We start from the raw sequence: 21904 nt of genomic DNA, 5'->3' as shown, positions 1-21904 counted from the left end.
AACCCACGAATTCCGCTTGCCTGAAAGGCCGCGCGCGAGTAATTTGGCGCGATATTTTTTACCTCCCGTAAACAGGATTACTGCAATGCCAAGAGCGAACGAAATTAAGAAAGGTATGGTACTGAATTACAACGGCAAACTGCTGATTGTGAAAGATATCGACATTCAGGCACCCAGCGCCCGTGGCGCAGCAACGCTGTACAAAATGCGTTTCTCCGATGTCCGCACCGGCCTGAAAGTGGAAGAACGTTTTAAAGGCGACGATATCGTCGATACCGTAACCCTGACCCGTCGCTACGTTGATTTTTCCTACATTGACGGCAACGAATACGTGTTCATGGATAAAGAAGATTACACCCCGTATATCTTCACCAAAGATCAGATCGAAGAAGAGCTGCTGTTTATTCCTGAAGGTGGGATGCCGGACATGCAGGTGCTGACCTGGGATGGCGTGCTGCTGGCGCTGGAACTGCCGCAGACCGTTGATCTGGAAATTGTTGAAACGGCACCGGGCATCAAAGGCGCGTCTGCAAGTGCGCGTAACAAACCGGCTACCCTGACTACCGGTCTGGTCGTACAGGTGCCAGAGTACCTGTCGGCGGGCGAGAAAATCCGTATCCATATCGAAGAAAAACGCTATATGGGTCGTGCTGACTGATTGTGGCATTTGCCGGGTGGCGGCTACGCCTTACCCGGCCTACAAAAACACAAAAACCGGCCTCAGAGCCGGTTTTTCGTAGGCCCGGTAAGCGTAGCGCCACCGGGCAATGAGACTTAAAGAAGTTCAGGATACTTCGTCATTTTCAGCGCCAGCTCGATACCGCGCACTTCCGCCATCCCTTTCAGACGGCCAATCGCCGAATACCCTGGATTCGTTTTCTTGCGCAGATCGTCCAGCATCTGGTGCCCGTGATCCGGACGGAACGGGATAGGACGAACATCTCCTCCCTGCTTACGACGAACCTCTTCAGAGAGAATGGCATCCACCACCGCAACCATGTTCACGTCGCCGCCAAGATGGGCTGCTTCGTGGAAGGTTTTTGGATTCTCTTCACGGCAGGTTGCACGCAGGTGGGTGAAATGAATGCGATCGCCGAAGGTTTCGATCATCCGCACCAGATCGTTATCCGCCCGCACCCCATACGAGCCCGTACACATGGTAAAGCCGTTGTAGATGCTATCCACCGTCTCTTTTAGCCACTGCATATCTTCAATCGTAGACACAATACGCGGCAGGCCGAGGATAGGACGCGGTGGATCGTCCGGATGAACCGCCAGCCGCACGCCGACTTCTTCTGCCACCGGCACGATAGCGCGCAGGAAGCGCGCCATGTTTTCACGCAGCTGGTTTTTATCGATATCGCCATATTCCGCCAGGCGCGCGCGGAACTGATCGAGGGTATAGCCCTCTTCCGCCCCCGGCAGGCCCGCGATGATATTGCGAACCAGCTTCTCAATGTCCGCTTCACTGGCGGCATTGAACCACGCCAGCGCCTGCTGCTGCTCTTCGGCGGTGTAGTCTGCTTCCGCACCCGGACGCTTCAGAATGTGCAGCTCGAAAGCCGCAAAAGCGATTTGATCGAAACGCAGCGCCTTCGAACCATCGGCCATTACATATTCCAGGTCGGTACGCGTCCAGTCCAGAATCGGCATAAAGTTGTAGCAGACGGTATCAATACCGCAGGCTGCCAGGTTACGAATGCTCTGCTGATAATTCGCAATCCAGGTATCACACTCACCGGAGTGGGTTTTGATATCTTCGTGAACCGGAATACTTTCCACAACAGACCAGGTTAACCCCTTCTCTGCCAGCTGAGCCTGACGCTTTTGGATTTCCTCCACCGGCCACACCTGACCGTTCGGAATATGATGCAGCGCCGTGACCACACCCGTTGCGCCAGCCTGACGCACATCATCAAGAGAAACCGGATCGTTCGGCCCGTACCAACGCCAGGTTTGTTCCATTGCCCCACCCTCTCAAGTTGTTATACCAATATGTGTTACCTCAATGACGACTACCATACATGTTTAATCGAAGTGGTCAATACAGCGCGTGACATTGATTGATCAAACTCACATAACAGGGATATTTACGGCTTACCAATTTAATTTGTTGTCATATAACTTTACACTGGCATTGTTAATTAATGGTTAATCAGGTGTGTACTACATGAATACTATTGCCTCCACCGCGCTTCCTGCTCATGTCCAGCAGCCCCGCTACGATCGCGAGCAGTTACGCTCCCGCATCGTCCATTTCGGTTTTGGCGCGTTCCACCGGGCGCATCAGGCGTTGTTAACAAACCGGGTACTGAATGCCAGAGGAGGCGACTGGGGAATTTGTGAGATTAGCCTCTTTAGCGGCGATGTCCTTATGGGCCAGCTCCGGGCGCAGGATCATCTGTTTACCGTGCTGGAGAAAGGTGCCGAAGGCAATCAGCCCATTATTATCGGTGCGGTAAAAGAGTGCCTTAACGCCAAACTCGACTCGCTGGCAGCCATTATTGAGAAATTCTGCGAACCGCAGGTGGCAATTGTCTCCCTCACCATTACCGAAAAAGGCTACTGCATCGATCCGGCGACGGGAAAACTGGATATGCAGAACAGCCGCATCCTGCACGATCTCGAGCATCCGTCTGAACCACATTCCGCACCGGGTATTCTGGTCGAAGCGCTTCATCGCCGCCGCGAGCGTGGCCTGCCGGCGTTTACCGTGCTCTCCTGCGACAATATTCCCGACAACGGCCACGTGGTGAAAAATGCCGTTCTCGGCATGGCCGGAAAGCGTTCCGCAGAGCTGGCCGCATGGATCGAGGCGCACGTGAGCTTCCCTGGCACCATGGTCGACCGAATCGTGCCCGCCGCCACCGACGCCTCACTCGCGGAAATCACCCAGGAACTTGGCGTTGAAGATCCCTGCGCCATCAGCTGTGAACCGTTCATTCAGTGGGTAGTGGAAGATAACTTTGTCGCCGGACGTCCGGAGTGGGAGGTTGCAGGCGTACAGATGGTTGAGGATGTCCTGCCCTGGGAGCAGATGAAGCTGCGGATGCTGAACGGCAGCCACTCCTTCCTCGCGTATCTGGGCTACCTTGCTGGCTACGCGCACATAAATGAATGTATGCAGGACGACAGTTTCCGCGAGGCTGCCCGCAGGCTGATGCTGAATGAGCAGGCCCCTACGCTGCGCATCACCAACGTTGATCTGACAGCCTATGCTGACAGCCTGCTTAACCGCTTCGCCAACCCGGCCCTTCAGCATCGTACATGGCAAATCGCCATGGACGGCAGCCAGAAACTGCCTCAGCGCATGCTGGATGGGATCCGCATGCATCTTGAGCGTAACACCGCCTGGCCATTACTGGCGCTGGGGGTGGCGGGCTGGATGCGCTACGTCAGCGGGACGGACGAACAGGGCAACGCCATTGACGTGCGCGATCCGCTGAGCGAAAAGTTTAATGCGATTGCTGAAGCCAGCAGCGACGCGGAGCGCGTTAACGCCCTGCTGACGCTGAAAGAAATTTTTGGCGACGACCTGCCGCAAAACCCTGTCTTTGTCGACGCGATAGCCGGGGCGTACCGGCGCATCACCCGCCTCGGCGCGCGTCAGGCCGTTATCGAAACGTTAAAAATTTAGCGATTATTGCGTTTATGGCGAACGGCATTACGCTCCGTTCGCCCTCCCTCTTCTCAATGCCCGATTTTTTCGTCAGGATGATAGGTAGTTGCTACTACATCACAATTATTTATCGGAGCGCACGTGACCAAAACCAACCTGATCACCGGTTTTCTCGGCAGCGGTAAAACTACGTCCATTCTGCATTTGCTGGCCAATAAAGATCCGGCGGAAAAGTGGGCCGTGCTGGTCAACGAATTTGGCGAAGTCGGCATCGACGGCGCGTTGCTCGCCGACAGCGGCGCGATGGTGAAAGAGATCCCGGGCGGGTGTATGTGCTGCGTGAATGGTCTGCCGATGCAGGTCGGGCTGAATACGCTGCTGCGTCAGGGCAAGCCGGACCGGTTGCTGATTGAGCCTACCGGGCTGGGTCATCCTAAGCAAATCCTTGATTTACTGACCGCCCCGGTCTACGAGCCGTGGCTTGAGCTGCGTGCGACGCTTTGCCTGCTCGACCCCCGCCAGCTGCTGGATGAAAAAACGATCAACAACGACAATTTCCGCGACCAGCTCGCCTCGGCAGATATTATCGTGGCGAATAAATCCGATCGCGCGACGGCTGAGAGTCAGGCCGCGTTCGAGTCCTGGTGGCAGCAAGCTGGCGGTGGACGTCAATACGTGCAGACCACCCAGGGCAACATTGATGGCGCCCTGCTCGATCTTCCCCGCCTCAACCAGACGCAACTGCCTGCCAGCGCAGAGCATTCGCATAGCCACGGCGCGAAGCAAGGCCTGGCTGCACTGAGCCTGCCGGAACATCAGCGCTGGCGTCGAAATTTGAACAGCGGTCAGGGGCACCAGGCCTGCGGGTGGATCTTCGATGCCGATACGGTTTTCGACACCATTGGTATACTGGAATGGGCGAGACTGGCGCCGGTTGAGCGGGTAAAAGGGATCATGCGCACTCCGGATGGTCTGGTGCGCATTAACCGTCAGGGCGAGGATTTCTTTATTGAAACCCAGAATGTCGCGCCACCCGACAGCCGGATAGAGTTAATTAGTGCGGTTAATACCGACTGGAATGCCCTCCAGTCAAGCCTGTTGAAGCTTCGTTTAAGTTTGGGCGGCTAACGTTGCCCCTGATTTCACACATTGCTGAAGACTATGACGACTCGACTTCCTGCTATTTTATTGCTCAACGCTGCCGGTCTGGCGCTCTTTTTCTCCTGGTATATCCCGGCGGATCACGGTTTCTGGTTCCCGCTGGATTCCGGGCTGTTCCACTTCTTTAACCAGGCGCTGGCGAAGAGTGAAGCCTTCCTGTGGCTGGTGGCGATCACCAACAACCGCGCGTTTGACGGCTGTTCGCTGCTGGCAATGGGCTGCCTGATGCTCTCCTTCTGGCTGAAGGAAGACAAAACGGGTCGTCGCCGTATTCTGATTATCGGTCTGGTGATGCTGCTGGCAGCCGTGATTATCAACCAGCTGGCGCAGCATCTGATGCCGGTTAAACGCGCCAGTCCTTCGCTCTTTTTCCCGAATATTAACCGCGTCAGCGAGCTGCTTCATATTCCAACCAAAGACGCGTCGAAGGACAGCTTCCCGGGCGACCACGGTATGATGCTGCTGATTTTTGCTGGCTTCATGCTGCGCTATTTTGGTAAAAAAGCCTTCGCCATCGCCCTGTTTATTGTGGTGGTATTTGCATTCCCGCGAGTGATGATTGGTGCTCACTGGCTGACAGATATCGTCGTAGGCTCCCTCACAGCGGTGTTAATTGGTTTACCGTGGGTGCTGATGACCCCACTGAGCGATCGCGTAATAGGTATTTTTGATCGCTATCTTCCCGGTAAATTTAAACAAGTCAGAAACAGATAAATAACGCAAATTAACACCATTCATCAGGGATCGTTTTCGGTCCCTGAGTCTCTTCTTTCGGGCGTCATTCAACGCTGTCATCATCCTGTCATACAATTCGTGATAAAAATGAAGCAATTGCAGGGATTATCGGTATGAATGGCGGCATTTTGAGCAATTCCGCGCTGTAACTTTGTGTATCACATTTTCTTATAAAAAATCGGACTTTTTTGCTCGCAATACCCCGTGCAATCGGTTAACCTCAAACTCGTTTTGCCCCACTGAGATAATTATTATCATGGTAAATAATTTTGTGCGTTGAGCCACAGTTTTCACCATAAAGAATTGTCTCATTGTGAACAGATAATTAGTCTCGTCACGGTTGGCATTTTTATAACGATATTTTCGTTAAGGACTTCAAGGGAAAACAAACAAAATGGTCAAATCTCAACCAATCTTGAGATATATCTTGCGGGGGATCCCGGCGATTGCAGTGGCGGTTCTGCTTTCGGCATGTAGTACGACGAATACCGCGAAGAATATGCATCCTGAGACGCGTGTTGTGGGAATGGAAGATTCCTCTTCACTGCAAGCCTCTCAGGATGAATTTGAAAATATGGTACGTAATCTCGACGTTAAGTCGCGTATTATGGATCAGTATGCTGACTGGAAAGGCGTGCGTTACCGTCTGGGCGGCAGCACCAAGAAAGGCATCGATTGTTCCGCTTTCGTACAGCGTACGTTCCGTGAGCAGTTTGGGTTAGACCTTCCGCGTTCTACCTATGAACAGCAGGAAATGGGCAAGTCCATTTCGCGTACTAAACTACGCACGGGCGATTTAGTCCTGTTCAGAGCAGGTTCAACCGGTCGACACGTTGGCATCTATATCGGTAACGATCAGTTTGTCCATGCTTCCACCAGCAGCGGTGTGACGATTTCCAGCATGAACGAACCTTACTGGAAGAAACGCTACAACGAAGCTCGCCGCGTTCTGAGCCGTAGTTAATATTGTTGTCGTATCGTTGGTTATCCCTTGGCTGGCGATACGATAAAAAAAGCACTGCTCCGGCAGTGTTTTTTTTTGCCCGTTACACTGATAACTATCCAGCGGCATTTCAGGAATCACGACATCTATGTTAACCCGCTACTTCTCCAGCAACCGCAAGATACTGTTTATCAGTTTCCTTACAGGGTTATTCACTGCCCTGCTTCTGGGAGCATTACAGTTTTACTGGAGTTATCACAAGCGAGACGTCAGATTCGATACTCTCATTACCGATTTAAGCGTTTACATGGAGAGCTATTTCGATGAGCTCAAAATGTCGATTGATACGCTCCAGCCACTCACGCTGAACAGCTGCGAGGAAGTGAGTGCCGCCCTGACCTCCCGGGCGGCCTTTAGCATCAACGTGCGCGCCTTTTTGCTGGTCAGGGATAAACAGGCCTTCTGCTCCTCGGCAACAGGCCCGATGAATACCCCGATGGAAAAGCTTATCCCTCAGCTACATATCAGCAAACCTGTTGATATCGCGCTCCTGCCGGGCACGCCAATGCTGCCGGATAAGCCCGCGATCGCCATCTGGTATCGCAATCCGCTGGTGAAAGACGGCGGCGTGTTTACGTCCGTCAACCTCAACCTGTCGCCTTATCTTCTCTATACGTCACGTCAGGATGAATTTGCCGGGATATCGATCGTCATTGGCGATTCCGCGTTATCTACACAGTCCGGAATGCTGATCCAGGCGCGGGATTTGCCTGACGTCCCTGCCCGTAGCGCCACGCTGAAAAATATTCCATTGACCGTAAACGTTTATGCGCAAGCCTGGACAACCGATGAACTGCTCTACGCGGTGTTTTTCGGCCTGGTCTGCGGTATCGCGGCGGGCCTGTTGAATTTCTATATTCTTACTATCCGTCTCAATCCGGGGAAAGAGATCCTCACGGCCATCAAGCACGACCAGTTTTACGTGGTCTATCAACCCGTCGTGGATGCGCAGTCGCTCAGAATGACCGGGCTGGAAGTCCTGATGCGCTGGAAGCATCCGGTGATGGGCGAAATTCCACCGGATGCCTTTATTAACTTCGCTGAAGCGCAGAAGCTGATTGTCCCGCTGACGCTGCATCTTTTTGACCTGATTATCCGCGATGCCCCTGTTCTGCAAACGGTGCTCCCGCCTGGGGCCAAGTTTGGGATCAACATCGCGCCCGGGCATCTGCATGCGGAAAGCTTTAAAGAGGATATGCGCGCGTTTCTCGCCGCCCTTCCGCCCGATCACTTCCAGATTGTGCTGGAAATAACCGAGCGCGACATGATTAACCACCGCGAGGCAAATCAGCTGTTCGAATGGCTGCACAATGAAGGTTTTGAAATCGCCATCGATGATTTTGGCACTGGCCACAGCGCGCTGATCTATCTGGAACGCTTCACGATGGATTACCTGAAAATTGACCGTGGCTTCGTGAATGCCATCGGGACTGAAACCGTCACCTCGCCAGTGCTTGACGCGGTGCTGACGCTGGCAGAACGTCTGAATATGATAACCGTCGCCGAGGGTGTTGAAACGCCCGAGCAGGCGGCGTGGCTGCGCGAGCATGGCGTAAACTATCTTCAGGGCTACTGGATTGGCCGCCCGATGCCGCTGGAGCAGTTCAGGACGTGGCAACCCGATATCACGCTCGGGGAATAATTTCACAATCACGGTGCTGTCCCTTATTATTCTGTTCAACCGAGCCTGTCTGTGAACAAAGGGATCCGCCGCACTATGATTATGCGCGTTGTGTTGACGCTGTTGGCGCTGGTGAGCCTGTCGAGCCAGGCGCAGACCATCAAAGAGAGCACGGCCTTTGCCGTCATTGGCGAGCCGAAGTACGCGGTTAACTTTAACCACTACGATTACGTCAACCCAGCCGCCCCGAAAGGCGGAAACGTGACGCTTTCCGCCACGGGAACATTTGACAACTTTAACCGCTTTGCCCTGCGCGGCGTAGCGGCAGCGCGTACCGAATCCCTCTATGACACGCTGTTCGTCACCTCCGACGACGAGCCCGGCAGCTATTATCCCCTGGTCGCCGAGAACGTACGTTACGCCGAAGATTTCAGCTGGGCAGAAATCGCGATTAATCCGCGGGCGCGTTTTCACGACGGTACGCCGGTTAGCGCCCGCGACGTGGCGTTCACCTTTCATAAATTTATGACCGAAGGCGTGCCACAGTTTCGTCTGGTGTACAAGGGCACCACGGTGAAAGCCATCGCCCCGCTGACCGTGCGAATCGAACTCCCTGAGGCGAACAAAGAGAATATGCTGAGCCTGTTCTCCCTGCCCGTCATGCCCGAATCCTTCTGGAAAAACCATAAGCTGAGCGATCCCCTCTCTACCCCGCCGCTGGCCGGAGGGCCGTATCGCATTACCGACTGGCGAATGGGCCAGTATGTGATCTATTCCCGTGTGAAAGATTACTGGGCAGCCACGCTGCCGGTAAACCGGGGCCGCTGGAACTTCGATACAATCCGCTACGACTACTACCTGGATGATAACGTGGCCTTCGAGGCATTTAAGGCAGGCGCATTTGATTTACGTGTCGAGAACAGCGCCAAAAACTGGGCGACCCGCTATATCGGAAAAAATTTCGCGAAAGGCTATATCGTTAAAGACGAACACAAAAACGAATCCGCGCAGGACACGCGCTGGCTGGCGTTTAATATTCAGCGCCCGTTTTTTTCCGATCGTCGGGTGCGTGAAGCCATTACCCTGGCGTTTGATTTCGAATGGATGAACAAAGCGCTGTTTTACGGAGCCTACAGCCGGGCGAACAGCTATTTCCAGAATACTGAATATGCCGCCCGTGATTATCCCCACGCGGACGAGCTGGTTTTGCTGGCGCCAATGAAAGCGGAGCTACCGCCGGAGGTGTTCACCCGCATATTTGAACCGCCCAAATCCGACGGAAACGGGTTCGACCGGGACAACCTGCTGAAAGCCAGCAACCTGCTGGATGACGCTGGCTGGGTGCTGAAAAATCGGCAACGGGTTAATGCGCAAACCGGTAAACCGCTCAGCTTCGAACTGCTGATTGCCTCTGGCGCAAACGATCAGTGGGTGCTGCCGTTTAAGAAGAACCTTGCCCGGCTTGGCGTCACTATGAATATCCGCCAGGTCGATATGGCCCAGTTGACTAACCGCAAGCGCAGTCGCGATTACGATATGATGCAGACCCTGTGGGCCGCCCAGCCGTGGCCGAGTTCAGATCTGCAAATCTCCTGGGCATCGGGGTATATCGACTCCTCCTACAACGCCCCGGGCGTAAAGAGCCCGGTGATTGATGCGCTGATTGCAAAAATTGTGGCCGCTCAGGGCGATAAGAACAAGCTTCTGCCGCTTGGCCGCGCGCTCGATCGGGTATTAACCTGGAACTATTACATGCTGCCGATGTGGTATATGGGCGAAGATCGCGTGGCCCGCTGGGATAAATTCTCCCTGCCTGCCGTTCGCCCGGTTTACACCCTCGGCTTTGACACCTGGTGGTATGACGTGAATAAAGCCGCAAAATTGCCCGCAGAGCGGCGTTAAGGAGTGACGATGGGCGCTTATCTTATCCGCCGGCTGCTGTTAGTGATCCCGACGCTGTGGGCCATCATTACCATTAACTTTTTTATCGTCCAGATCGCCCCCGGCGGTCCGGTGGACCAGGCGATTGCGGCAATAGAATTTGGTCACGCTGGCGGCATGCCGGGCGGCGGCGGCGAAGGAATGGGGGCCAGCCATGCCCGGACGGGCGTGGGCAACATCAGCGAAAGCCACTACCGGGGCGGTCGGGGACTGGATCCGGAGGTGATCGCCGAGATCACCCATCGCTATGGTTTTGACAAGCCGCTGCACGAGCGCTATTTCAGGATGCTATGGGATTATGTCCGTTTCGATTTTGGCGACAGCCTGTTTCGCAGCGCCTCGGTGTTAACCCTGATCAAACAAAGCCTGCCGGTTTCCATCACGCTCGGATTGTGGGGGACGCTGATTATTTATCTGGTCTCCATTCCGCTGGGGATAAGGAAAGCGGTCTACAACGGTAGCCGTTTCGATATCTGGAGCAGTACGTTTATTATCATCGGCTACGCTATTCCGGCGTTTCTGTTTGCCGTGCTGTTGATTGTGTTTTTCGCAGGCGGCAGTTATTTCGACCTCTTCCCGCTGCGCGGGCTGGTCTCCGCGGATTTCAGCACGCTGCCGTGGTATCAGAAAATCACCGATTACTTCTGGCACATCACGCTGCCGGTGCTGGCGACGGTCATCGGCGGTTTTGCGGCGCTTACGATGCTGACCAAAAACGCCTTTCTTGATGAGATCCGCAAACAGTACGTCGTCACCGCGCGCGCCAAAGGCGTCGGTGAAAAGCAGATCATGTGGAAGCACGTTTTTCGTAACGCCATGCTGCTGGTGATTGCAGGTTTCCCCGCCACGTTCATCAGTATGTTTTTTACCGGCTCGTTGCTGATAGAAGTGATGTTCTCGCTCAACGGATTAGGGCTGCTGGGCTATGAGGCCACCGTCTCCCGTGATTATCCGGTGATGTTTGGCACACTCTACATTTTCACCCTGATCGGCCTGCTGCTGAACATCATCAGCGATATCAGCTATACGCTGGTCGATCCCCGTATCGATTTTGAGGGCCGCTGATGTCGCGTTTAAGCCCCGTCAATCAGGCCCGCTGGGCGCGCTTTCGCCACAACCGTCGCGGCTACTGGTCGCTGTGGATCTTCGCCGTCCTGTTCGCTTTAAGTATGTGTTCGGAACTGATTGCCAACGATAAACCCCTGCTGGTGCATTTCAAAGACCGCTGGTATGTACCGGTGCTTACTACCTATAGCGAAAGCGATTTTGGCGGCCCATTTGCGACGCCAGCCGAGTACCAGGATCCCTGGTTACGTGAGCAGATAGCGCAGCACGGCTGGGCTATCTGGGCACCGATTCGTTTTGGCGCGAACAGTATTAACTTCGCCACGTCTACCCCCTTCCCTTCGCCGCCTTCCGCGCAAAACTGGCTGGGAACGGACGCCAACGGCGGCGATGTGCTGGCGCGTATCCTCTATGGCACCCGCATCTCGCTCCTGTTTGGGCTGATGCTGACGCTCTTTAGCAGCGTAATGGGCGTTGTGGCGGGCGCCGTGCAAGGCTATTACGGGGGTAAAATAGATTTATGGGGACAGCGCGTGATTGAAGTCTGGTCCGGTATGCCAACGCTGTTTCTGATTATCCTGCTGTCCAGTGTGGTACAGCCTGGCTTCTGGTGGCTGCTCGGGATCACCGTCCTGTTCGGCTGGATGGCGCTGGTCGGCGTGGTGCGCGCGGAGTTTCTGCGCACGCGGAATTACGACTATATTCGCGCCGCGCAAGCGTTAGGCGTGAGCGATCGCGCAATTATCTTCCGCCACATGCTTCCCAATGCGGTGGTGGCGACCCTCACCTTCCTGCCGTTTATTTTGTGCAGCTCCATTACCACCCTGACGTCGCTTGATTTTCTTGGTTTCGGTTTGCCACTGGGCTCACCGTCCCTTGGCGAACTGCTGTTGCAGGGCAAAAACAATCTCCAGGCCCCCTGGCTGGGCATCACCGCATTCCTCTCCGTGGCGGTGCTGCTTTCCCTGCTGATTTTTATTGGCGAAGCCGTGCGCGATGCCTTCGATCCCAACAAGGCGGTATGACATGACCCGGCCTCTTCTGAGCATAGAAAACCTGTCGATAGCGTTTTCAAAGCAGGGCGAATCACGCACGGTAGTGACGGATTTATCGTTGCAGATCCAGCGCGGAGAGACGCTGGCGCTGGTCGGGGAATCCGGTTCCGGTAAAAGCGTCTCGGCACTTTCGGTGCTGCGCCTGCTCCCCTCCCCGCCGGTCAGCTATCCGCAGGGGGATATTCTGTTCCATGGACAATCGCTGCTGAACGCTGACGAGCAAACCCTGCGCGGCATTCGTGGCAATAACATCGCCATGATTTTTCAGGAGCCGATGGTGTCGCTCAACCCTCTGCATACGCTGGAAAAACAGCTCTATGAAGTGCTGTCCCTTCATCGGGGAATGCGTAAAGAGGCAGCGCGGGGTGAAATTCTGGACTGCCTTGAACGCACCGGTATTCGTCATGCGGCGAAACGGCTGAACGATTTCCCGCACCAGCTTTCCGGCGGCGAGCGCCAGCGCGTGATGATCGCAATGGCCCTGCTCACACGCCCCGAACTGCTGATTGCCGATGAACCCACCACCGCGCTGGACGTCACGGTGCAGGCGCAAATTCTGCAACTGCTGCGCGAGCTTCGCGACGAGCTGAACATGAGCCTGTTGTTCATTACGCACAACCTGAGCATCGTGAAAAAGCTTGCTGACACGGTGGCCGTGATGCAAAACGGCCGCTGCGTGGAACAGAACCGGGCATCCGCCCTGCTGAGCGCGCCTCAGCACCCGTATACACAGCGCCTGCTCGATAGCGAACCCGCTGGCGACCCGGTTCCGCTTAACGCTGACTGCGCGCCGTTGCTGAGCGTTGAGGGGCTGTCGGTGTCATTCCCGATCCGCAAAGGCATTCTCCGTCGCGTGGTCGATCACAATCATGTCCTGAAAGACATGAGTTTCGCTCTGCGTCCGGGTGAGTCGCTTGGGCTTGTGGGCGAATCCGGCTCGGGCAAAAGCACCACCGGCCTGGCGCTGCTGCGCCTGATCGCCTCTCAGGGAAGCATTGTCTTTGACGGCATGCCGCTGCAAAACCTGAATCGCCGGATGATGCTTCCTGTCCGCCCGCGGATGCAGGTGGTATTTCAGGATCCAAACTCTTCGCTTAACCCGCGCCTGAGCGTATTACAGATTATTGAAGAGGGCCTGCGCGTCCACCAGCCGACAATGACGGCGCAACAGCGTGAAATCGACGTGAAGCGGGTGATGGAGGAAGTGGGTTTAGATCCCGAGACCCGGCACCGGTATCCGGCTGAGTTTTCTGGCGGACAGCGCCAGCGTATAGCGATTGCCCGCGCGCTGATCCTGAAACCGGAGCTGATCGTGCTGGACGAGCCAACCTCTTCCCTGGACCGCACCGTGCAGGCGCAAATTCTGGCGCTGCTGAAGGGGCTACAGGAAAAGCATCGGCTGGCCTATATCTTTATCAGCCACGATTTACAGGTGGTGCGTGCGCTTTGCCATCAGGTGGTGGTATTGCGGCAGGGAGAAGTCGTGGAGCAGGGAGAGTGCCAGCGCGTATTCACCGCGCCGACGCAGGATTACACGCGCCAGCTATTGTCCGCTGACTAGCACTCAGAAAGGGTATTGACCGGAGAACGGCTCGGCAATGGCCACGCCGAAGTTTTTCAGACGACAGGTGGCGGCAAACTCATCCTGGCTGTTAACAAACAGGCACGGCTCACCTTCGCATTCCAGCACGGAGCTGTCCACTTCGATGTCCGTCAGCGCCTGGCTGAGACGTTCCATAACCGGCCACGCATTTTCATCGCTCGGGCTGAGCAGTTTGAGCGCCACCAGGCAATTATCCTCCCCGGCAACGCTTTGCGGAATCGGTTCAACTTTCGAACCTGCAAAACCCGTCGACCAGCGATAGCTCTGGGGCAAGCGATGGACAATGGAGAGTTGTAATGTATTCACGTTCAGATCCCCGGAAGCAAATTTACTTCACAATTTATTTACATTTATAGTAACACATCATCGACAACCTGCACTGTTTAGCGGATTTTATAGGCGTTGCAGGCTCGCGTCGGCGCTATATGTACCCGTTTCTGCGATCTAACTCAACCTTTTTAAATACAATGATGTGACTTTTTACATAAATAGATTTTACATAAAAGAAACAAACACAGGGTAAACGAACGTAGGGTTGGTTGATATGGGTCAACAAAAAGGCCCGTATCGGGCCTTAAGTGGTCATTTATGCGCCGTCTTTCGCGGCCGGCTGGCGTAAAGATAAAAAAGAATGGAGCAGGTCGCGCAGAGGGCAATCGCCCACAGCATCGGCCAGGCGGTATTAAACGTCGCCGTCGAGAGCAGCGCCCCGACTATCGCGCCAATCCCGAAACGGAACGTTCCTGCCAGCGACGAGGCGGTACCCGCCATATGCGGGAATTCGTCGAGGATCACCGCCATCGCGTTGGATGAAACCATCGACACGCAGCCGACAAACGCCGCCACGCCCACCACCAGCGCCCAGAAACCGACGCCCAGCAACGCGCTCAATACCAGCCAGATAGCCATCACGAACTGGATCCACAGCCCGGCGCGGAACATATTCAGCGCCCCAACCCGCCGGACAAAGCGGCTGTTGATAATGGTCATCACAAACAGGAACACAATATTCAGCGCGAAGTAGTAACCAAAATGCTGGGGTGACACATGGTTCAGTTCGATGTACACAAACGGCCCCGCACTCAGGAACGAGAACATTCCGGCAAAGCTGAAGCCGCTGGCAAGCATATAACTGAGCACACGCTTATGGCGAAACAGCGAGGCAAAGTTGCCAAGCGTGGTGCGAACGTGGAACTTCTGACGTCGCTCGACCGGCAGCGTTTCATCGATAAAGACGAAGATCATCACCGAGGCCAGCAGCGCGGCAATCGCCAGGATCCAGAAAATCGCATGCCAGCTGAACCAAACCAGCACCGCCCCGCCCACCATGGGGGCGACCAGCGGCGCAATTGTCGTGACCAGCATGACGAACGACATCATGCGTGAGAACTCTTCCTTCGGGTAGACGTCGCGCATCAGCGCGTTAATTACCACGCTTGCCGCAGCCGCCGCCAGGCCATGGAAGAAACGCATCACAATCAGCTGATCGATACTCTGCGCCAGCGCGCAGGCCACCGCCGCCGCGGCAAATATCAATGTCCCCCCCAGAATAACTGGTTTACGCCCCAGGCTGTCGGCCATTGGGCCATAAAAGAGCTGACCGAGGGCAAAACCAAGAATGTAGGTGCTGAGCGTCATCTGCGCGCTGCCTGCCGGTACGCCAAACTGCGCGGAAATCACCGGCAGCGCGGGCAGATACATATCGATAGACAGCGGCATCAGCATGGCCAGCAGGCCAAGGATAAATACAATTTTAAACGACGAGTGTGGCCTGGTGGTCACTGAGTTCTCCTGAATTTAGCGTGAAGGCAGCCCGACGCTGGCAATCTCTTCTTCCGTCAGCGGGCGATATTCCCCTGGCGCCAGGTCTGGATCGAGTTCAATCGCGCCGATACGTTCACGATGCAGCCCCACAACGTGGTTGCCCACGGCGGCAAACATCCGTTTCACCTGGTGATAGCGGCCTTCACTGATGGTCAGGCGCACGTCAGTTGGAGTGATGATTTCCAGCACCGCCGGTTTGGTCAGATCTTTTTCATTATGCAGCTGAACGCCTTTTGCGAACTGCTCTGCCGTGTCATCCGAGACCGGAGACTCAAGCGTCACCCGATAGGTTTTCTCACAGTGATGGCGCGGGGAGGTGATGCGATGCGACCACTGGCCGTCATCGGTCATCAGCACCAGGCCGGTGGTATCAATATCCAGTCGCCCTGCCGCATGCAGCTTGTGCGCCACAGGTTCGTCGAGGAAGTAGAGCACCGTCGGGTGATCCGGATCGTCCGTTGAACAGACGTAACCTTCCGGTTTGTTGAGCATGAAGTAGCGCGGGCCATTCTGCTGGGTCAGCGGGTTGCCGTCATACTCCACCTGGTGCTCAGGCTGGAGTTTAAAAGCGCTGTCTTTCACAATGTCGCCGTCCACGGTTACGCGGCTGGCGCGAATTTCACGCCCGGCAATAGCGCGGCTTACGCCGAGTTGCTGAGCGATAAACTTATCAAGTCGCATGAAATCTTTTTAGCCTTAATGGTGCTGGAAGTCGGACTACGCGTCCGAAAAAGAAGCAGTCAGAAACAGTTCAGTATAATGGTCTGGTTGCGCCACTCAAGGGAAAAAGTTTCGTGGCATACTATATGCGAGTTAACTGAATAGAGAAGCCATGACGTTCACATTACGCCCCTATCAGCAGGAAGCCGTTGATGCCACCCTCGCCTGGTTTCGCAAGCATCGGGAGCCCGCCGCCATCGTACTCCCGACCGGAGCCGGCAAAAGCCTGGTGATTGCCGAACTGGCGCGCCTGGCCCGCGGACGCGTGCTGGTGCTGGCGCATGTCAAAGAGCTGGTGGCGCAAAACCACGCCAAATATTGCGCGCTCGGCCTGGAGGCCGACATTTTTGCCGCCGGACTGAAGCGCAAAGAGAGCCACGGAAAAGTGGTGTTTGGCAGCGTACAATCCGTTGCGCGCAACCTGGAACTGTTTCGCAGCGAGTTTTCCCTGCTGATTGTCGATGAGTGTCACCGCATCAGCGATGACGACGACAGCCAGTATCAGCAAATCCTCACTCATCTGAAAAAGGTGAATCCTCACCTCCGTCTGCTTGGCCTCACCGCCACGCCGTTTCGTCTGGGCAAGGGCTGGATTTATCAGTTTCATTATCACGGCATGGTGCGTGGCGATGAAAAGGCCCTGTTCCGCGACTGTATCTATGAGCTTCCGCTGCGCTACATGATCAAGCACGGCTACCTGACGCCGCCGGAGCGGCTGGATATGCCCGTCGTGCAGTACGATTTCAGCCGCTTACAGGCGCAGAGCAACGGGCTGTTCAGCGAGGCAGATCTTAACCATGAGCTGAAAAAACAGAAGCGGATCACGCCGCATATCATCAGCCAGATTGAAGAGTTTGCACAAACGCGCAAAGGGGTGATGATTTTTGCTGCCACTGTCGAACACGCGCGTGAAATTACGGGGCTGCTGCCCGCCGACGACGCGGCGTTAATTACCGGTGAAACCCCCGGCCCGGAGCGCGACAGCCTGATTGAGGACTTCAAAGCTCAGCGGTTCCGCTATCTGGTGAATGTCTCCGTACTAACCACCGGCTTTGACGCCCCGCACGTCGACCTGATTGCGATTCTTCGCCCGACGGAATCCGTCAGCCTGTATCAGCAGATTGTTGGCCGCGGGCTGCGTCTGGCGCCGGGCAAAACCGACTGTCTGATCCTTGATTACGCCGGTAACCCGCACGATCTCTATTCGCCGGAAGTAGGCACGCCAAAAGGCAAGAGCGACAACGTTCCCGTTCAGGTTTTTTGCCCTGCCTGCGGGTTTGCCAACACCTTCTGGGGGAAAACCACCGTCGACGGCACGCTGATTGAACATTTTGGCCGCCGCTGTCAGGGCTGGTTTGAAGACGATGAAGGCCATCGCGAACAGTGTGATTTCCGCTTCCGCTTTAAAAACTGTCCGCAGTGCAACGCCGAGAACGATATCGCCGCCCGCCGCTGCCGCGAGTGCGACACGGTTCTGGTCGACCCGGACGACATGCTGAAAGCAGCGCTGAAACTAAAGGATGCGCTGGTGCTGCGCTGTTCCGGCATGGCCTTACAACCCGGCGCGGATGAAAAAGGCGAGTGGCTAAAAATCACCTATTACGACGAGGATGGCGCAGACGTCAGCGAGCGGTTCCGAGTCCAGACGTCCGCCCAGCGCACCGCGTTCGAGCAGCTCTTTATCCGCCCGCATACCCGCACGCCTGGCGTACCGCTGCGCTGGCTAACCGTTGCCGATATCGTGCGCCAGCAGGCGTTGCTGCGGCATCCTGATTTTGTTGTCGCCCGCAAAAAAGGGCAGTTCTGGCAGGTACGTGAGAAGGTCTTTGACTATGAAGGACGCTTTCGCCGGGCAAACGAATTGCGCGGTTAACGGGACTTTTCGTTGATGCGCGAGCCATTTGAGTATAAAATGCCGCCCGCTTCACATCCGTGAGGCAGAACACTCACCTGCTGCTGGGTCGCCTGTAGTAGGGTTTTAAATACAGAGAGAAATCAATGTTCACTATCGAAGCAGAAGTACGTAACGTGCAGGGTAAGGGTGCGAGCCGCCGCCTGCGTACCGCAAACAAGTTCCCGGCTATCGTTTACGGTGGCGAAGCTGCTCCAGTTGCTATTGAACTGGATCACGACAAAGTATGGAACATGCAGACCAAAGCTGAGTTCTACAGCGAAGTTCTGACCATCGTTGTTGGCGGTAAAGAAGAAAAAGTGAAAGTTCAGGCTGTTCAGCGTCACGCGTTCAAGCCAAAACTGACTCACATCGACTTCGTTCGCGCGTAATCGCAAACCTGTCGAGAAAAACCCCGCGTTTGCGGGGTTTTTTTATGGCTGTTACTTACCGCCTGAGGTGCGACGCTGAAGCTGGTCGCGCAGATTCGGCGGCGTGCCTTTAATGGTCAGCGTGTCGGTGGCCGGGTCCCAGAAGATACGTTCCCCGAGCAGCATGGCATCAAAGTTAATGGTTAACCCACCGCCGCTACCGGCAAATTTCGTCAGCTGACGCAGCGTACTGCGATCCGCCGGGAAGCTCTCTTCCAGCTCATAGCCTTTTTCCGCGGTAAATTCCTGGAAGCTGACTTCGCTGACGCCTGCCAGCTCTTTGGACAGCGACTCCAGCTCAATCTCTTCCCCGGCCTGTAACTGCTCGTTGCAGTAGCTGTAAACCTGCTGACGCACGTTTTGACGCTCAGATTTATCAAGCTGCGCCTCAGCCGTAAAGTCATCCACCGCCTGGAGGAGACCTTTGTTCTGCGCTTTGGCATTCAGCCCTTCGCTGGCACCGAGGAAGTCCATAAAGAAATCGGCCACTTTGCGGCCCACGCGACCTTTAAGGAAGGTCAGGTAGCGCGTCGATTCCGGGTTGGTTTCCCATTCGGTTAAATCGATACGCGCCACAATATCCGCATGGTTGATATCCAGGTAGTGCGTTGAGCTGATATCCAGCTGCTCGTTCACGCGCATGCTGCTTAAGTTATTCAGCACGGTGACCAGGAGATACTCTACCGCCAGATAGCGGTAGTGGCAGAACAGGACGATACCGCCATCGGCGAAGGGATATTTCGCCAGTTCGTCACGCAGACGGCCAGTAGCAGCGCGGCTGAATGCCAGGAAATCCTCTTCGCCCTGACGTTGCAGGCGCAGGCTATCCGCCAGTTCGCTCTCTTCGCTGAACAAGCCATAGGCTTTATTTTTCGCGCTGTAGACGCGATGCAACTCCGCCATCATCTCGACAACGGTAGGCGTTGGTTCCAGTAACGAATCGCGCAGCACCACTTCAAGGGTTTGCTCATCACGCTTGATAAGCTGGTGCAAGGCAATCTGGTTGATTTCCAGACTCATGATAAACTCTCCTTTTAGACCGGGCGGTATTCAACCACCACCAACGCATGTGTGCAACAGAAGATAAAAAAGGGGAAAAAAAGCTGTTGCTACGGTAATATGTCGCCCTTCTCTCAACAAACTGATTTTGATTTATGCCACAACATTCCCGCTACAGTGACGAACACGTTGAACAACTGCTCAGTGAGCTGGTCAACGTACTGGAAAAACATAAAACGCCAACCGATCTCTCCCTGATGGTTTTGGGAAATATGGTTACCAACCTGATCAATACCAGCGTTGCTCCGGCTCAGCGTCAGGCGATCGCCAAATCTTTCGCCCAGGCTTTGCAGTCCTCCGTTAGCGACGACCAGGCACACTAAGGGAAACGAACAACAGTTTATGGTGACGAATCGTCAGCGCTACCGTGAAAAAGTCTCCCAGATGGTCAGCTGGGGGCACTGGTTTGCCCTGTTCAACATTCTGTTGGCGATGGTGCTCGGCTGCCGTTATCTGTTTGTGGCGGACTGGCCAACCACATTAACCGGGCGCGTCTACTCGTGGATGAGCCTTGTGGGTCACTTTAGCTTTCTGGTCTTCGCCACCTATCTGCTGATCCTGTTCCCACTGACGTTTATCGTCATGTCGCAGCGGCTGATGCGCTTCCTGTCTGCCATTCTTGCAACGGCGGGCATGACGCTGTTGCTGATCGACAGCGAAGTCTTTACCCGATTCCACCTGCACCTGAATCCTGTCGTCTGGGAGCTGGTGATTAACCCGGATCAGAACGAGACCGCGCGCGACTGGCAGCTGATGTTTATCAGCGTGCCGATTATCCTGCTGATCGAAATGCTGTTCGCCACGTGGAGCTGGCAAAAACTCCGCAGTCTGACCCGACGCCGCCATTATGCGAAGCCCGTCGCGGCGCTCTTTTTCGCCTCATTTATCGGTTCGCACCTGATGTATATCTGGGCAGATGCGAACTTCTACCGCCCGATTACCATGCAGCGCGCAAACCTGCCGCTCTCCTATCCGATGACGGCGCGTCGTTTCCTCGAAAAACACGGCCTGCTGGACGCGCAGGAGTATCAGCGTCGTCTGGTCGAACAGGGTAATCCGGAAGCGGTCAGCGTGCAGTATCCCCTGAGCGATCTGAAATATCGCGACATGGGGCGCGGTCAGAACGTGCTGCTGATTACCGTCGATGGCCTGAACTATTCTCGCTATGAGAAGCAGATGCCAGCGCTGGCTGAATTCGCTGAGAACAACATCGTATTCACTCAGCATATGAGCTCAGGTAATTCGACCGACGCGGGTATTTTCGGTCTGTTCTACGGTATTTCACCGAGCTATATGGACGGCGTGCTGTCGGCCCGTATTCCGGCTGCATTGATTACCGGGCTTAATCAGCAGGGCTACCAGCTGGGGCTGTTCGCCTCTGATGGTTTCAACAGCTCGCTGTACCGCCAGGCACTGCTGTCTGATTTCTCACTGCCCGCCGCGCAGAGCCAGTCTGACGATCGGACCGCTGACCAGTGGATAGACTGGCTGAAGCGCTATGCGCAGGAAGATAACCGCTGGTTCTCCTGGGTTGCGTTTAACGGCACAACGCTTGATGACAGCAATCAGAAAGGCTTCGCGCGCCGCTATAGCCGTGCGGCGGGCGATGTTGATGCGCAGATCGGCCGCGTGCTGACCGCCCTGCGCGACGCGGGCAAGCTGGACAATACGGTCGTTATTATCACGGCGGGGCATGGCGTGCCGCTCGGCGACGGGGCGAAGGGCATGGCGTGGTCGCGTCCGAACCTGCATGTTCCCCTGGTGATCCACTGGCCGGGCACTCCCGCGCAGCGCATCAACATGCTGACCGACCATAAAGACGTCATGACCACGTTAATGCAGCGGCTGCTGCACGTCAGCACACCGGCAATTGAGTACTCGCAGGGCCAAGACCTCTTTAGCGCCACGCGGCGTCATAACTGGGTCACGGCTGCTGGCGGAAACACGCTGGTGGTGACCACACCGACGTTGTCCCTGGTGTTGAACAGCAACGGCAATTACCAGACGTATAGCCTCGAAGGTGAGAAACTGAAAGACCAGAAACCGCAGCTCAGTTTGCTGTTGCAGGTGCTGACAGACGAGAAGCGCTTTATCGCTAACTGATTATTTATGAATCAGTTAGCGTTGCTTGCCCCTTGCATTCAAAAAGGAATAGAGTACTATTCCTTTTATGCGT

19 protein-coding genes are annotated in these 21904 nt (G+C 55.3%); 14 read left to right on the top strand and 5 right to left on the bottom strand.

Annotated features, from left to right (window positions below; all coding sequences use genetic code 11):
* Window positions 1-85 precede the first annotated feature (85 nt).
* The gene (gene yeiP / locus ACOTXD_RS04595) at window positions 86-658 is read left to right on the top strand and encodes an elongation factor P-like protein YeiP (RefSeq protein WP_003859355.1); all 573 of its coding nucleotides are present in this window, start codon (window positions 86-88) and stop codon (window positions 656-658) included.
* Between the two features lie 116 nt (window positions 659-774).
* On the opposite strand, the gene uxuA is transcribed toward yeiP, so the two are convergent.
* Window positions 775-1965: a mannonate dehydratase gene (gene uxuA / locus ACOTXD_RS04590; protein WP_061856620.1), complete on the bottom strand. Its 1191-nt coding sequence runs from the start codon at window positions 1963-1965 to the stop codon at window positions 775-777.
* A gap of 205 nt (window positions 1966-2170) precedes the next feature.
* On the opposite strand from uxuA, the gene ACOTXD_RS04585 reads away from it, so the two are divergent.
* The 9 genes from ACOTXD_RS04585 to yejF all read left to right on the top strand — a co-directional run bounded on the left by ACOTXD_RS04585 (window position 2171) and on the right by yejF (window position 13761).
* Window positions 2171-3637: a mannitol dehydrogenase family protein gene (locus ACOTXD_RS04585; protein ID WP_061856621.1), complete on the top strand. Its 1467-nt coding sequence runs from the start codon at window positions 2171-2173 to the stop codon at window positions 3635-3637.
* 123 nt (window positions 3638-3760) lie between these two features.
* Complete coding sequence (locus tag ACOTXD_RS04580) at window positions 3761-4747, top strand: CobW family GTP-binding protein (RefSeq protein WP_003859361.1); 987 nt, start codon at window positions 3761-3763, stop codon at window positions 4745-4747.
* A gap of 33 nt (window positions 4748-4780) precedes the next feature.
* Entirely contained in the window at window positions 4781-5494 is a 714-nt protein-coding gene (locus ACOTXD_RS04575) for a phosphatase PAP2 family protein (protein WP_048208335.1), read from the top strand.
* Window positions 5495-5909: 415 nt separating this feature from the next.
* Entirely contained in the window at window positions 5910-6479 is a 570-nt protein-coding gene (mepS, locus tag ACOTXD_RS04570) for a bifunctional murein DD-endopeptidase/murein LD-carboxypeptidase (RefSeq protein ID WP_003859364.1), read from the top strand.
* Window positions 6480-6606: 127 nt separating this feature from the next.
* Window positions 6607-8160: a cyclic di-GMP phosphodiesterase gene (locus ACOTXD_RS04565; RefSeq protein WP_003859366.1), complete on the top strand. Its 1554-nt coding sequence runs from the start codon at window positions 6607-6609 to the stop codon at window positions 8158-8160.
* Window positions 8161-8235: 75 nt separating this feature from the next.
* A complete protein-coding gene (locus ACOTXD_RS04560) occupies window positions 8236-10041 on the top strand; it encodes an extracellular solute-binding protein (RefSeq protein WP_032609709.1) in 1806 nt (601 codons plus the stop codon).
* A gap of 9 nt (window positions 10042-10050) precedes the next feature.
* On the top strand, window positions 10051-11145 hold the full coding sequence (locus tag ACOTXD_RS04555) for a microcin C ABC transporter permease YejB (protein WP_003859369.1): 1095 nt from the start codon (window positions 10051-10053) through the stop codon (window positions 11143-11145).
* Window positions 11145-12170 carry an ABC transporter permease gene (locus tag ACOTXD_RS04550; RefSeq protein WP_023314555.1) on the top strand — a complete coding sequence of 342 codons (1026 nt, stop codon included), beginning with the start codon at window positions 11145-11147 and terminating at the stop codon, window positions 12168-12170. Before ACOTXD_RS04555 ends, ACOTXD_RS04550 begins: the two co-directional genes overlap by 1 nt.
* Window position 12171: 1 nt before the next feature.
* The gene (gene yejF, locus ACOTXD_RS04545) at window positions 12172-13761 is read left to right on the top strand and encodes a microcin C ABC transporter ATP-binding protein YejF (protein ID WP_003859371.1); all 1590 of its coding nucleotides are present in this window, start codon (window positions 12172-12174) and stop codon (window positions 13759-13761) included.
* 3 nt (window positions 13762-13764) lie between these two features.
* Here the strand turns inward: yejF and ACOTXD_RS04540 are convergent, their stop codons facing one another.
* The 3 genes from ACOTXD_RS04540 to rsuA form a co-directional block, all read right to left on the bottom strand.
* The gene (locus tag ACOTXD_RS04540) at window positions 13765-14109 is read right to left on the bottom strand and encodes a YejG family protein (protein WP_003859372.1); all 345 of its coding nucleotides are present in this window, start codon (window positions 14107-14109) and stop codon (window positions 13765-13767) included.
* A 276-nt stretch (window positions 14110-14385) separates the two neighbouring features.
* Window positions 14386-15585: a Bcr/CflA family multidrug efflux MFS transporter gene (locus ACOTXD_RS04535; protein WP_003859373.1), complete on the bottom strand. Its 1200-nt coding sequence runs from the start codon at window positions 15583-15585 to the stop codon at window positions 14386-14388.
* Between the two features lie 15 nt (window positions 15586-15600).
* Window positions 15601-16308 carry a 16S rRNA pseudouridine(516) synthase RsuA gene (rsuA, locus tag ACOTXD_RS04530; RefSeq protein WP_003859374.1) on the bottom strand — a complete coding sequence of 236 codons (708 nt, stop codon included), beginning with the start codon at window positions 16306-16308 and terminating at the stop codon, window positions 15601-15603.
* A gap of 151 nt (window positions 16309-16459) precedes the next feature.
* Here rsuA and ACOTXD_RS04525 point away from each other — a divergent pair, with 151 nt between their 5' ends.
* Both ACOTXD_RS04525 and rplY read left to right on the top strand, forming a co-directional pair.
* On the top strand, window positions 16460-18220 hold the full coding sequence (locus ACOTXD_RS04525; protein WP_061856623.1) for a DEAD/DEAH box helicase: 1761 nt from the start codon (window positions 16460-16462) through the stop codon (window positions 18218-18220).
* A 125-nt stretch (window positions 18221-18345) separates the two neighbouring features.
* Entirely contained in the window at window positions 18346-18630 is a 285-nt protein-coding gene (gene rplY, locus ACOTXD_RS04520) for a 50S ribosomal protein L25 (protein WP_003859376.1), read from the top strand.
* Between the two features lie 51 nt (window positions 18631-18681).
* Here rplY and yejK read toward each other — a convergent pair whose 3' ends face one another.
* The gene (gene yejK / locus ACOTXD_RS04515) at window positions 18682-19689 is read right to left on the bottom strand and encodes a nucleoid-associated protein YejK (RefSeq protein ID WP_017383403.1); all 1008 of its coding nucleotides are present in this window, start codon (window positions 19687-19689) and stop codon (window positions 18682-18684) included.
* Window positions 19690-19823: 134 nt separating this feature from the next.
* On the opposite strand from yejK, the gene ACOTXD_RS04510 reads away from it, so the two are divergent.
* Together ACOTXD_RS04510 and yejM are read left to right on the top strand one after the other, a co-directional pair.
* Window positions 19824-20051 carry a YejL family protein gene (locus ACOTXD_RS04510; RefSeq protein ID WP_001135586.1) on the top strand — a complete coding sequence of 76 codons (228 nt, stop codon included), beginning with the start codon at window positions 19824-19826 and terminating at the stop codon, window positions 20049-20051.
* 19 nt (window positions 20052-20070) lie between these two features.
* The gene (gene yejM / locus ACOTXD_RS04505) at window positions 20071-21831 is read left to right on the top strand and encodes an LPS biosynthesis-modulating metalloenzyme YejM (RefSeq protein ID WP_059294568.1); all 1761 of its coding nucleotides are present in this window, start codon (window positions 20071-20073) and stop codon (window positions 21829-21831) included.
* Window positions 21832-21904 lie beyond the last annotated feature (73 nt).

This window comes from Enterobacter cloacae complex sp. CDL013 (assembly GCF_049238805.1).
Classification (GTDB): Bacteria; Pseudomonadota; Gammaproteobacteria; order Enterobacterales; family Enterobacteriaceae; genus Enterobacter; species Enterobacter hormaechei_C.
Note: the sequence above shows the minus strand (reverse complement) of the source record. Positions and strands in the feature narration are given on the sequence as shown.